Origin of the sequence: Humitalea rosea (assembly GCF_003253705.1) — a bacterium.
In the GTDB taxonomy this organism is placed as follows: domain Bacteria; phylum Pseudomonadota; class Alphaproteobacteria; order Acetobacterales; family Acetobacteraceae; genus Humitalea; species Humitalea rosea.
This window is the reverse complement of sequence record NZ_QKYU01000027.1, coordinates 12,010-23,769: the sequence shown is the minus strand read 5'-3', so window position 1 is coordinate 23,769 and position 11,760 is coordinate 12,010. Positions and strand designations below refer to the sequence as shown.

At 71.0% G+C, this 11,760-nt stretch carries 11 protein-coding genes; 6 read left to right on the top strand and 5 right to left on the bottom strand.

Annotated elements, in window-relative coordinates; all coding sequences use genetic code 11:
- The first annotated feature begins 54 nt into the window (after positions 1-54).
- From C8P66_RS19350 to C8P66_RS19325, 6 genes are all read left to right on the top strand, one after another.
- Entirely contained in the window at positions 55-492 is a 438-nt protein-coding gene (locus tag C8P66_RS19350) for an Hsp20 family protein (RefSeq protein WP_111399933.1), read from the top strand.
- Between the two features lie 104 nt (positions 493-596).
- Positions 597-842, top strand: coding sequence for a DUF1150 family protein (locus tag C8P66_RS19345; RefSeq protein ID WP_111399932.1), 246 nt, complete (start codon positions 597-599; stop codon positions 840-842).
- Positions 843-915: 73 nt separating this feature from the next.
- A complete protein-coding gene (gene pcaH / locus C8P66_RS19340; protein ID WP_111399931.1) occupies positions 916-1,650 on the top strand; it encodes a protocatechuate 3,4-dioxygenase subunit beta in 735 nt (244 codons plus the stop codon).
- A gap of 15 nt (positions 1,651-1,665) precedes the next feature.
- Positions 1,666-2,202 carry a protocatechuate 3,4-dioxygenase subunit alpha gene (gene pcaG, locus C8P66_RS19335; protein ID WP_245903680.1) on the top strand — a complete coding sequence of 179 codons (537 nt, stop codon included), beginning with the start codon at positions 1,666-1,668 and terminating at the stop codon, positions 2,200-2,202.
- Positions 2,202-3,545, top strand: coding sequence for a 3-carboxy-cis,cis-muconate cycloisomerase (gene pcaB, locus C8P66_RS19330; protein ID WP_111399929.1), 1,344 nt, complete (start codon positions 2,202-2,204; stop codon positions 3,543-3,545). The genes pcaG and pcaB overlap by 1 nt, the downstream gene beginning before the upstream one ends.
- Positions 3,546-3,644: 99 nt before the next feature.
- Positions 3,645-4,649, top strand: a complete 1,005-nt coding sequence (locus tag C8P66_RS19325) for an aldo/keto reductase (RefSeq protein WP_111399928.1) — start codon at positions 3,645-3,647, stop codon at positions 4,647-4,649.
- Positions 4,650-4,759: 110 nt separating this feature from the next.
- Here C8P66_RS19325 and C8P66_RS24775 read toward each other — a convergent pair whose 3' ends face one another.
- Genes C8P66_RS24775 through rfbB form a run of 5 tightly spaced genes read right to left on the bottom strand, consistent with a single transcriptional unit; the run spans position 4,760 to position 11,661 of the window.
- Complete coding sequence (locus C8P66_RS24775; RefSeq protein ID WP_111399927.1) at positions 4,760-7,567, bottom strand: phosphoenolpyruvate carboxylase; 2,808 nt, start codon at positions 7,565-7,567, stop codon at positions 4,760-4,762.
- 42 nt (positions 7,568-7,609) lie between these two features.
- Positions 7,610-8,749 (bottom strand): DegT/DnrJ/EryC1/StrS family aminotransferase, encoded by a 1,140-nt coding sequence (locus tag C8P66_RS19315; protein WP_111399926.1) that lies wholly within the window; start codon positions 8,747-8,749, stop codon positions 7,610-7,612.
- A complete protein-coding gene (locus C8P66_RS19310) occupies positions 8,746-9,744 on the bottom strand; it encodes an NAD-dependent epimerase/dehydratase family protein (protein ID WP_111399925.1) in 999 nt (332 codons plus the stop codon). The genes C8P66_RS19315 and C8P66_RS19310 overlap by 4 nt, the downstream gene beginning before the upstream one ends.
- Positions 9,734-10,612, bottom strand: coding sequence for a glucose-1-phosphate thymidylyltransferase RfbA (gene rfbA, locus C8P66_RS19305; RefSeq protein WP_111399975.1), 879 nt, complete (start codon positions 10,610-10,612; stop codon positions 9,734-9,736). The genes C8P66_RS19310 and rfbA overlap by 11 nt, the downstream gene beginning before the upstream one ends.
- Positions 10,609-11,661, bottom strand: coding sequence for a dTDP-glucose 4,6-dehydratase (gene rfbB / locus C8P66_RS19300; protein ID WP_111399924.1), 1,053 nt, complete (start codon positions 11,659-11,661; stop codon positions 10,609-10,611). Before rfbB ends, rfbA begins: the two co-directional genes overlap by 4 nt.
- Positions 11,662-11,760: the final 99 nt, after the last annotated feature.

Here is an 11,760-nt window from a genome sequence, read left to right as displayed (position 1 = left end):
GTGCTTCGGGCCTTCCACTCACGCTTCGCTCCGCCATCAGGAGGCTGCCACTCCATGTCGCGTTCCTCGCTTTTCGGGTCCCCATTGTTCCTTGGCTTCGATCATCTCGAACAGATGCTCGATCGGGTTCAGAAGAGCTCTGACGGCTACCCCCCCTACAATATCGAGCAGACCGGCGACCAGATGCTGCGGATTTCCCTCGCCGTGGCCGGTTTCAGCATGGATGATCTCCAGATCACTCAGGAGGACAACCAGCTGGTGATCCGAGGCCGGCAAAAGGAAGAGGGCGAAGGCCGGGTATTCCTGCATCGCGGCATTGCCGCGCGGCAGTTCCAGCGGGCTTTCGTCCTGGCCGAGCACATCGAGGTCGAAGGCGCTTACCTCGACAATGGTCTGCTTCACATCGACCTGCGTCGCCCGCTGCCTGAGACCAAGGTCCGCGCGATCAAGATTGACCAGAAGGGCAATGGGCGAACCGTCGTCCAGAGCTGAACGGCAAAGCTGAGTGGCAAAGCTGAACGGCAAAGCTGCCCCCCTTCTGAACCGCCGGCCCATTCGGGCGGCGGTCCCACCGGGCCACGAAAGGTGCCGCAGAGATGACCAATAAGACCCAGTTGAAGCCCTATGACAGTGTCACCACGCTGCTGCGCGGGCTGAATGCACGCGATTTCGCCGCCCTTGGCGCCTCCGAGATCGCCTATATGCGCCCGACCCTGGTGAACGGGGAATCGGTGATCGCGATCCATGCCGCCGATGGCACGCCGATCGGCGCCGCCCCGGATGTGGATCTGGCCGCCGCCGCCATCGTGCAGAACGAGATGGCGCCCGCCCGGCTGCATTAAGCGCTTCTCTCCTTCTTGCCGCGCTGCTGCCATTTGCGGCATGACAGCAGCGCCAAGAGGAGGGAAACGCGCCATGCCCGACACCCAGCCCCCGGCGTATCGCCGCCCCGCCCCGGCCACCCAGCCCGCCTACGACAGCCCCGCCTATGGGTCCACGCATCTGCGCCACCCCAAGGCGCCGCTGCTGCGGATGCCGCACACCCTCTCGGAAGTGACCGGCCCGCGCATGTCGCAGGGCGCCTACCCGGCCGAGGCGGATATGACCCGGCTGCCCAATGGCCGCGTCGTCATGGGCGAGCGCATCATCATCGGCGGCCGCGTGCTGGATGAGGACGGCCGCCCCGTCCCCGGCGCGATGCTGGAGGTCTGGCAGGCCAATGCCGCCGGCCGCTACAACCACCCGCGCGACACCCATGACGTGCCGCTGGACCCCGATTTCACCGGCCGCGCCCGCGTCTTCGCCGATGCCGAGGGGCGCTACAGCCTCACCACCATCCGCCCCGGCGCCTATCCCTGGCGCAACCACCACAATGCCTGGCGGCCGGTGCATGTGCATTTCTCGCTGTTCGGCGCGGGCTTCGCGCAGCGCCTCATCACCCAGATGTATTTCCCCGGCGACCCGCTGCTGGCGCTGGACCCGGTGTTCCAGGCGACGCCGGATGCCGCGGCGCGGGACCGGCTGGTGGCGAAGTTCGACCTCGGGCTGACGGTGCCGGAGCACGCCCTCGGCTACCGCTTCGACATCGTGCTGCGGGGGGCCGCGGCCACGCCCTTCGAGGATGCCGGCCACGACGACGAGGGTCACTAAGATGGGCGCATTGAGATGACCGCCGCGACCGCGCACCAGACCGCCGGCCCCTATTGGCACCTGATCGACTTCCCCGAATGGGCCGATCTGCTCCGCGCCGGCGGCCCCAATGAGGGCATTCCCGGCCCCCGCATCACCCTCACGGGCCGCATCACCGACGGCGCCGGGGCGGCCGCGCCCGATGCCATGGTGGAGATCTGGCAGGCCGATGCCGCCGGCTCCTACGAGCCCCCCTTCCACGGCTTCGGCCGCTGCGCGGCGGATGCCGATGGCGTCTTCCACTTCACCACCCTGCGGCCCGGATCGGTGCCGGGCCTCGGCAATGCCTCTCAGGCGCCGCATATCGTGCTGGCGATCTTCGCCCGCGGGCTGATGAAACACCTCGTCACCCGCGCCTATTTCGCCGGCGAGCCCCGCAATGCCGAGGACCCCTTGCTCGCCGCCGCCGGCCCCCGTGCGGGCACGCTGATCGCGAAGGAGACCGCTCCAGGTTCCTGGCGGCTGGATATCGTGCTGCAAGGGGACGGCGAAACCGTTTTCCTGGACGTCTGATGACCCTCAACCCCGCCGATGGCGCCGTTCTCGGCGCGCTGTATGGAACCGACGCCATGCGCGCCGCGATGGGCGAACGCGCCTTTCTCGCCGGCATGCTGGAGGTGGAGGCCGCGCTGGCCCGCGCCCAGGCCCGCCTCGGGCTGATCCCGGCCGAGGCCGCGACCGCCATCACCGCCGCGGCCCAGGTGGACGCGCTGGACCTGCCGGCGCTGGCCGCCGCGACCCGCAACACCGGCTACCCGGTGCTCGGGCTGGTGCGCCAGCTTTCGGCGCTGGCGGGGCCGGAGGCCGGGCGCTGGACCCATTGGGGTGCCACCACCCAGGACATCATGGACAGCGCCCTGGTGCTGATGCTGCGCGACGGGCTGGCGCTGCTGGAGGCGGATCTGGACCGCACCATCGCCGGCCTCGCGGCGCGCGCTGAGGAATACCGCGGGCTGGTGATGGCCGGGCGCACGCATCTGCAACACGCCCTGCCCGTGACCTTCGGCTACAAATGCGCGGTCTGGCTCTCGCCGCTGCTGACGATGCGCGAGCGCCTGGCCCAGCTTCGCCCCCGCGTGCTGCGAGTGCAGTTCGGTGGTGCGGCCGGCACCCTGGCGAGCCTCGGCGATCGCGGGCTGGAGGTCACGGCCGAACTCGCGCGCGAGTTGGATCTGGTCGAGCCCGACCTGCCCTGGCACGTCACCCGCGACGGCTTCTGCGAGGCGGTGACCTGGTGCGGGCTGCTCTGCGGCGCGCTGTCCAAGCTCGCCACCGACATCATGCTGCTGATGCAGACCGAGGTCGCCGAGGTCTTCGAGCCCCATGCCCCGGGCCGTGGCGGCAGCAGCACCATGCCGCAGAAACGCAACCCGATCGCCTGCGAATACGTGCTGGCGCAATCGCGCGGGGTCCATGCGCTGGTGCCGCAGATGCTGGCCGCCATGGCGCAGGACCATGAGCGCGGCACCGGCCCCTGGCAGGCCGAGTTGCTGGCCCTGCCCCAGGCCTTCGCCCTGACCCATGGCGCGCTGACCCAGGCGCTGACCATCGCCGAGGGCATGACGGTCGATGCCGCGCGGATGCAGAAGAACCTCGACAGCACCGGCGGGCTGATCGTGGCCGAGGCGGTGATGATGGGCCTCGCCCCGGTGCTCGGCCGGGGCCCCGCGCATGATGTGGTCCACCACGCCTGCGACATCGCGCTGGCCGAAGGCATCCCCCTGGCCGAGGCGCTGGCGCGGGATGCGGAGGTCGCGCAGCGCCTCTCCGCCGAGGAGATCGCGCGGCTCACCGATCCGGCGAACTACCTCGGCGCGTGCCTGGACTTCGTGGACCGGGTGCTGGCGCGGGTCTGACGGCCCCGGGCTTTCGCCCCTTCCGCCTGCGTGAGAGGCTGCGGACACACGCCCGGCGCCACCGCGGACGCCGGCGGATGTCCCATAGGAGAGGCCAGGATGAACTACCGCAAGCTCGGCCGGAACGGGCTGAAGGTCTCGCCGCTCTGCCTCGGCGCCATGATGTTCGGGGGGGCGACGGATTCGGCGACCAGCGGCCGCATCATCGCCCGCGCCCGCGAGCAGGGCGTCAACTTCATCGACACCGCCGATGCCTACAACGAGGGAAGGTCGGAGGAGGAGGTCGGCCGCGCCATCGCCGCCGATCGCGGCTGGTGGGTGCTGGCGACCAAGATGGCCAACCCGACCATGCCCGGCCCCAATGGCGGCGGGCTGTCCCGCCGGCATTGCTTCGCCGCGGTCGATGCCAGCCTGCGGCGCCTCAACACCGATGTCATCGACATCCTGTACCTGCACAAGGAAGACCACGGCACGCCGCTGGAGGAGACGGTGCATGCCTTGGCCGACCTCGTGCGCAGCGGGCGCATCCGCCAGTTCGGCGTCTCCAACTACCGCGCCTGGCGCCTGGCCGAGATCTGCCGCATCTGCGACAGCCTCGGCATCGACCGCCCGGTGGTCAGCCAGCCGCTCTACAACGCGCTGAACCGCCAGATCGAGGTGGATCATCTGCCCGCCTGCGCGCATTTCGGCCTCGGCGTCTTCCCCTATTCGCCGCTGGCGCGCGGGGTGCTGACCGGCAAGTACCGCAGCGACACGCCGCCGCCCGAGGGCACCCGCGCCGCGCGGCGGGACCGGCGGATGCTGGAAAGCGAATGGCGCCCCGAGAGCCTGGAGATCGCGACCAAGCTTGCCGACCACGCCACCGCCCGCGGCATCCCGCCCGGGCAATTCGCGCTGGCCTGGGTGCTGAACAACACGCTGGTCACCGGCGCCGTCGCCGGGCCGCGGACCGAGGCGCAGTGGGAAGACTATGTCGCCGCACTGGACTACCGCTTCACCGATGAGGATGAGGCGATGATGGACAGCCTGGTGGCACCCGGGCATCCCTCGACGCCGGGCTACAATGATCCGGCGTATCCGGTGGAGGGGCGGATTCCGCGGTAGGGCGTCGCCCCCCCGCACCCCCCCACCAGGAAACCGAGTTTCCTGGACCTTCCTTTTTTATCAATAAAATCAGCCTGCTGGGGTGATCGAGGGGCGACGCCCCTCGACCGTCACCCGAACGCCCCGACCTCATGCGCGATCGCCGCGGCGCAATCGCGGGTAAGGCCGAACAGCCGGCGGATCGGCTGGAAGATGGTCGCATGCTCGCGACTGTAGTCATGCCCGCCGCGGGGGGCGGCCACCTCGTGGAAGTCCAGCCCCTGGGCCGGGCCGGCCCCGACCGGGAAGATCTGTTCCAGCACCCGCAGCGCCGGCTCGACCTCCAGCCGCAGCATGGCGTTCAGCACCGTCTCCCGCGTCGCGCCATGCCGGGGTGAGAAATCGGGCAGCGACACCGCCAGCAGCCAGATCCGCTGGATCAGCGCGAGGCGCAGCGCATGCAGCAGCACCAGCCGGTCCGGCATCGCCGGCAGCCCCTCCGGCCAGGCCGCGACCAGCGCCAGATGATCGGCCTGCAAGCGGCGGAACATGCGCCGGATCGGGGCGGAGAGGTCCAGCCGCTCCAGCGCCTCGGCCACCGCCATCAGCGCCTCCCGCCGCCCGGGGCGATGGGTGAAGCCGGCGCGGTCGAGCCACGGTCCCGGATCAAGGCTGCCGATCGCGGCGCGCAGCACGCCGAGGTCACTGCACGCCGCCGCTCGCGTGGCGATGCCGAGCGCCCGGGCGAAACGGGGCGAGCGCTCGCAGAGATCGGTGAAGGTCTCGGGATTGGCCTCGGCGGCACGGCCAAGGCCATGCAGCGAATTGGCCATGTAGCCGAGCTGTTGCAGGATCGCGTTGTTCGGGATCGCCCGCAGCTGCGAGGGATGCGTGATCCGCGCGGCCCCCCCGACGCCATCCGATTGCCGGGCGGCGGGGCGCGAGCCGGTCTTGTCCAGCAGCCCCGGCCCGAAGGCGCCGAGCAGGGCCGCATAGCCCGGGTCCTCGACCAGCTCCTGCATCTCGCGCCGGGCGGTGGCGAAGAAATCCGCCGCCCAGTCGCTTTCGGCATAGATCGGATCGGGGGCTTTCGGCACCTCGGCGAAGGCATGGCCGGCGATGCGGGCGATCACCCGCCGCGCCAGCGCCGGCGTGCCGAACAGCATGTAGCCATCGCCGCCCTGGAAGGCCGCCTCCTCCCGCAGCATCACCCCGGCATTGGCGAGGGACTGCCGCACCGCCGGCGGGGTCAGATACTCGAAGCGGTCGGCCAGCGAGCCTGGATGCGCGCCGCGCCCGACGCTCTCGCCATGGGTGTCGAACAGCACCACCTCGATGCCCGAGAGCCCATGCCGCTTGAGCTGTTCCGCCAGCCGCAGCTTCAGCCGCTCGGCGAGGTAGGAGGCCGGGATCTGGCCGACGTAGCGGCCGCTGTCGGAATAGCCGAATTGCAGGCAGATGCGCCCCTGCGCCTGCACATAGGCGCGGTAATGCGGGCTGCGCAGCGCCTCCTCCAGCACCCGCTCGCCGCGTTCCAGCGCCTCGGCGGTCTCGAACAGCGGCGAGATCTCGATCAGATGCTCGATCCCGCATTGCCGGGCCAGCCAGAGCGCGGCGAGCAGGGTGTAGCCGGTCTCGGTCTCCGCGATCAGGAAGCGCACCGGGGTCGCGCCGTCGATGTGCTTGGCGATCTGGGCGACCGTCATCATCAGCCGCGCGGCCGAGGCCTGCTCGGTCAGCAGCGCGCCGAAATCCACCGGCTGCGGCACGCATTCGGCCAGGGCGGCGTTGATCCGCGCGAGCAGCCCGCGGCGCTGCGCGGGGTCCTCCGGATTGGCGGCCTCGTCCAGCCGCTGGCGCAGGGCGTTGTGGATCTGCTGCGCGTTCAGCCGGACATGGGTATGGGCCAGCGCCAGCCCCTGGGCGAGCAGCCCGGCGCGGGCGACGACGAGGCGGCGCTTGATCGCGGCCTCGGGGGCGGCGGCGATCGCCGCCTCGAACAGCGGCAGCAGGGCGGCGGGGGTGACCAGCGCCACCTCCCGCTCGCCGACCAGCAAAGCGGCGAAGTCGGCGGTGGCCCTGGCCTCGCCATCCGGCGGGCAGGCGGCGATCTGGGCGGCGACGGCGGCCTCGGCCTCCGCGAGGCGCGCGAGCAGCGGGGCGGCGCAGGCGCCGGCCTCGGCGATCTGGGTCCGCAACCGCGCGAGTTGCAGCCGCTTCATGGTCAGGCGGAACCGCAGCGTGTCGTACCAGCCGATATCGGTGCGGCCATCGGTGTCATAGCCGACCCAGGAGGTCAGCAGCACCGGGGCGGGGTTCAGGCTGTGCCAGCGGTCGGGCCAGGTGGTGGTGGCGGCGTCCAGCAGCGCGCCGGCCAGTTCGTCCAGCGCGCCGCGGCCGTTCTGGATCGCCAGCACCACCGCGTCGAATTCCTGCGCCAGGGTCGGCGCATCGGGGCGGTGGCGCAGCCCGGTCTGCGGCGCCCCGCCGCTGGCGGCATCGGCGATGGCGGCATAGGTCGCGGGCGGGTGCGCGAAGGTCGGGTGCGCGGTGAAGACGGCGGCGAAGCGCGGCCGCTCGATCGCGCGGCGGAAGGCCGCGAAGGGCACCGGGCTGTCATCCGGGTCGGGCCGCACCAGCCGCACCGCCAGTGCCGCGACGCCATTGCGATCGCGGGTGCCGAGATAGGCATCCAGCCGCGCCGCCCGATCCGCCGCGGCGGCATCGGCCAGGCGCTGGATCAGCGCCGCGACCGAAACCTCGTCCAGCCGGCCATCATCCAGGCGCCGGCTGACCGAAAGCGCGGTCGCCAGCACCGGATCGCCGAAGGGGTCGGCGGCGGCGGCGGCGCGGGCGGAGCGCAGGCCGGCCAGAAGCTCGGCCTCGATCTCCTGCGTGGTCAGCGTCGAGGCGGACGGGGCGAGGTTGGTATCGGGCATGCCCCATGCTGCACCAGCGAAGCTTCCGAGGGAAAGCGAGGATTACGCCAGCCGGCGCAAGGCCCCGCACACCGTCTCGACCTGGGCATCGCTGAGTTCGGGGAACATCGGCAGGCTCATCACCTCATGCGCCGCGACCTCGGTCTCGGCGCAGGCGGCGGGGCCGAGGGCGATGCGGTCGCGATAGGCGCCCTGCAGATGCACCGGCACCGGGTAATGGACGGCGGTCGCCACGCCCTCGGCCCGCAGCCGCGCCTGCAAGGCGGCGCGTTCCGGCACCCGCAGCACGTATTGGTGGAAGACATGGCCATAGCCCGGGCGGCGCGCCGGGGGGGCATAGGGGGTGCCGGCCAGGGCCTCGTCATAGGCCGCGGCGATGGCGTTGCGGCGGGCATTGCCGGCCTCCAGCAGCGGCAGGCGGACGCGCAGGATGGCGGCCTGCAACTCGTCCAGCCGCGAGTTCACGCCGACCAGGTCGGAGATGTAGCGCTCCCGCCAGCCGTATTGCCGGAGTGCCGCGATGCGCAGGGCCAGCTCGGCATCGCGGGTCGTCACCACCCCGCCATCGCCGAGGGCGGCGAGGTTCTTGGTGGGATAGAGCGAATAGGCGGCGGCATCGCCGATGGTGCCGGCGCGGTCGCCGTTCAGGCTCGCACCATGCGCCTGGGCGCAATCCTCGATCAGCTGGACCTCGGCGGCGCGGCAGGCGCGCAGCATCGGGTCGAGCTCGGTCATCTGGCCGTAGATATGCACCGGGATGACGGCGCGGATCGGCGGCAGGCCCGGCGGCGGGTCCTCCAGCACCGCGACCAGCTCATCCGGGTCCATGGTGAAATGGTCGGGGTCGATGTCCAGCAGCAGGGGCGTGGCACCGGCCATCTCGATCGCGGCGACGGTCGCGACCGCGGTGTGGCTCACGGTGGCGACGGTGCAGCCCGCGCCGATCCCCATGCCGCGCAGGATCAGGGCGATGGCATCGGTGCCATTGGCGCAGCCGACGGCGTGGTGCCCCGCCCCGGTCCAGGCGGCGTATTCGGCCTCGAAGGCCGCCCCTTCCTTGCCGAGGATGTACCAGCCCGAGGCCAGCACGCGGGCGACGGCGGCGTCGATCTCGGTCTTCTGGGCGCGGTAGGCGGCCCCGGGATCGGCCTGGGGCACCATGGTCGGAAGCGATGCGTTCATGTCGGCACCTTGTCGATGTAATCGGCCATGCGCGGCCGGAAAAACGCGAGGCTGCGGGCCAGGCCCTCGGCCAGCCCGATCTTCGGCGCCCAGCCCGAGGCGGCGCGGAAGGCGCTGTCATCGGCGTGGTAGGAGCCGATGTCGATGGCCTTGGCCTCGGCCGGGAAGTCGCGGGTCACATACGCCCCGCCGCCATTGGCCGCGATCACCGCATCGGCCAGTTCCAGCAAGGTGACCGGCGGGCCGCCGCCGAGGTTGAACACCCGGCCATGGCAATCGGCCCGCTCGGCCGCGAGCAGGAAGGCGGCGGTGACGTCGTCGAGGTAGGTGAGGTCGCGCATTTGCGCGCCCCCCCAGACCTCGAAGGGCTGCTTCTCCATCACCCGGCGCAGCCAGATGCCGACGAAGGTCTGCCGGGCATCGATGATCCGCATCCGCGGCCCGTAGCAATTGGTCAGGCGCAGCGAGACGACCGGGCGGCCATGCACCCGGTGCTCCAGCATCCAATACTGCTCGCCGGCGAATTTGGAGACGCCATTGGCGTCGGGCGGGGCGATGGGGTGGTCCTCGGTGACCGGAAGCCATTGCGGCTTGCCGTAGAACTGCCGGGTCGAGGCATGCACCACCACCGCCTTCGGCGCCGCCAGGCGCATCGCCAGGATCAGGCGGATCTGCGCGGTGGTGTTGATGTCCACATCCGTCGCGGGGTCGCGTTGCCCGCCGGCATGGCTGGTCTGGGCCGCGAGGTTGAACAGCACGGAGAAGCCGCCGCAGGCCGCTTCCAGATCGGCGTCGCGCAGATCGCGCTTCAGCAGCCGCACCGGCAGCCCGGCGAGATTGGCCTCAAGTGCCGCGGAGCCCGTCAGCATCGCGTCCAGCGCCACCACATCCGCACCCATCGCCGCCAGCGCATGGCAGAGGCCGGAGCCGAGGAAGCCGGCGCCGCCGGTGACCAGCACGCGGCGGCCGGCCCAATAGGCGGGATCAACCGGCATCGGCGATCTCGGCGAGGTAGCGACCGTAGTCGGTCTTGCCGAGGCGCCTGGCCTCGGCCCGCAGCGCCTGCGCGTCGCAATATCCCATGCGGAAGGCGATCTCCTCGGGGCAGCCGATCTGCAGGCCCTGCCGTTCCTGCACCGTCTGGACGAACATCGAGGCCGCCAGCAGCGAATTGGGGGTGCCGGCGTCGAGCCAGGCATAGCCGCGCCCCAGCCGCTCCACCCAGAGCTTCTGCCGCACCATGTAGGCGAGGTTGAGGTCGGTGATCTCAAGCTCGCCGCGGGCGGAGGGGGCGAGCGAGGCGGCCTCGGCCACCACATCGCGGCCGTAGAAATACAGCCCGATCACGGCCCAGTTTGAGGCGGGCTGCGCGGGCTTTTCCACCAGCGAGACGGCACGGCCCTCGGCATCGAAGGCGACCACGCCATAGCGTTCCGGGTCGCGCACCTGATAGGCGAAGACGGTGGCCCCCCCCTCGGTCTCGGCGCGGCGGGCGGCCCCCTGGGCCAACTCGGCGAGGCCGTCGCCATAGATGATGTTGTCGCCGAGCGCCAAGGCGCAGGCCTCGCCGCCGATCCAGTCGGCGCCGATGCGGAAGGCCTCGGCGATGCCATCCGGGCGCGGCTGCTCGGCATAGTCGATGCGGATGCCCCAGCGCGAGCCGTCGCCGAGCAGGCGGCGGAACTGCGGCAGGTCGGCCGGGGTGGAGATCAGCAGGATGTCGCGGATGCCGGCGAACATCAGCGTGCCCAGCGGGTAATAGACCATCGGCTTGTCATAGACCGGCAGCAGCTGCTTGCTGGCCGCCAGCGTCATCGGATGCAGGCGCGAGCCGCTGCCGCCGGCGAGGAGGATGCCCTTCACGCCGCGGCGCCGAGGCGCTTGCCGGCATAGCGCCCGGCGCGGATCGGGCCCCACCAGGCCTCGTTGGCAAGATACCAGCCGAGCGTCTGCTCCAGACCCTCCTCGAAACTGTAGCGGGCGCGCCAGCCGATCGCGGCCTCGGCCGCGGCCGGGTCCATGGCGTAGCGGAAGTCATGGCCCGGGCGGTCGGCGACATGGGTGATGAGGCGCGCGCGCGGCCCGGCGGGGTCGGGACGCAGCCGGTCCAGCACGGCGCAGATGGCGTACACGACCTGAAGGTTGGTGCGTTCCTGCCGCGCGCCGAGCCCGTAGGTGCCGCCCGGCTGCGCCCGTTCCAGGCAGAGGCACAGCGCCTCGGCGTGGTCCTCGACATGGATCCAGTCGCGGATGTTGTCGCCCTTGCCATAGACCGGCAGCGGACGGCCATCGAGCGCGTTGAGCGCGACCAGCGGGATCAGCTTCTCCGGGAACTGCCAGGGGCCGTAGTTGTTGGTGGTGTTGGTGATGTAGGTCGGCAGCCCATAGGTGTGCTGCCAGGCGCGGACGAGGTGGTCCGAGGCCGCCTTGGTCGCCGCATAGGGGCTGCGCGGATCGTAGCGGGTGGCTTCGTTGAAGGCCGGGTCACCGGGTTCGAGCGCGCCAAACACCTCGTCGGTGGAGACGTGGTGGAAGCGGAAGGCGTCCTTGCGCCCCTCCGGCAGCGCGCGCCAATGCGCGAGCGCCGTCTGGAGCATCACCAGCGTGCCGGTGACATTGGTCTCGACGAAGGCGGTCGGGCCGTCGATGGAACGGTCCACATGGCTCTCGGCCGCCAGATGCATCACCGCATCCGGATCGGCCTGGCGGAAGGCCTCGGCCACCGCCTCGAAGTCGGTGATATCGCCGCGGAGCCAGATGTGGCTCGGGTGCTTCAGCGCGGTCCCCAGCGCCTCCGGACTCGCGGCATAGGTCGCGAGGTCGAGCGTCAGCACCTGGTGCCCCTGCCCGATCAGACGCCGCACCACGGCCGAACCGATGAAACCCAAGCCGCCGGTGACGAGAAGACGCATGCGCTGTTTTCCGAATCCAATCTGCCCCAGAGAAGAACTCTAGGGAGTCCACCGAGACTGCCGCCCGATTGCGGCGGCCGCGCGGCGCCTTGGCGGCAC